The organism is Enterococcus spodopteracolus (genome assembly GCF_030441955.1).
GTDB classification, from domain to species: domain Bacteria; phylum Bacillota; class Bacilli; order Lactobacillales; family Enterococcaceae; genus Enterococcus_B; species Enterococcus_B spodopteracolus.
Genome location: NZ_JARJHD010000060.1, coordinates 1 through 795, shown reverse-complemented (window position 1 = coordinate 795; position 795 = coordinate 1). Strand labels below are relative to the sequence as shown.

General features: G+C 41.4%; 1 protein-coding gene. It reads right to left on the bottom strand.

Going from position 1 to position 795, the window contains the following annotated elements:
* Positions 1–542: 542 nt before the first annotated feature.
* Positions 543–795 (bottom strand): hypothetical protein (locus tag P3R27_RS14455; RefSeq protein WP_301357557.1); only part of this gene is annotated, 253 nt, incomplete at its 5' end.

Below are 795 nucleotides of genomic sequence, written 5' to 3'. Positions count from 1 at the left end.
TTCCGTAGCCCACCATTTCAACCCGAATGCGTAGGTTTTTCGTATTAATTCCTTGCTCTCTCAAACTTCTTTTGATATTATTTGCAGTTATTTCCATGCGAATCTCTCCTATTTGTCGTTTTTTGTTCCCCAAAGTTCATTTCAGCAAGCGATTTGTGGGAGGCGAAAAGAATTTGATTTTTAAGAATGTCAATGGTCCTTTATTTATTCTTTTCCTCTTAGCTTTGTTTGATCTTGGATCATTTCGAGCTGAGCTGATAGCGGTTTGGCGTGCTTGTTCCATACACCTGTAGCAGACAGAAAAAAAGGGAGTGCTGTAGGGAAAAGTTTTAAGTGGGCTTCTTAAAAGTTTTCCCGCCCCTTTTTTTCTGAATGCGGAAGGTGTATAAGCACTCTCGCCAATCCGATAGCAGCGGCTTCAGATCGACATGAGACAAAACAACAGCGAGAAGGTGAAATAAAGGCCCATCGCCCTGACATTTTTAAAAATCTAAAAAAGATTCCGCATGCGGAATCTTACTTCTTGCGGAAATCATTGCTTGTCAATGAGGTTCCGCTTCTCTTTTCTTTTGAACTTTCGCTTTCTTCTTTTGACTTTCTAGCGAACATAAACGCCTTCTTCCGTAGCGACGACAGACAGAGCGAAGGAAGATACTTGGAAATTGACAAAGAAAAAACCAGTTCATCAGCCTGACGTGAGAAAGGTTTTGAACTGGTTTTATCTTTTGAATTTCTGAAGTAAACACATGGCTTCTTCCGTAGCGGCGGTGGCGGTTGGAGCGAAGGAAGAAATAC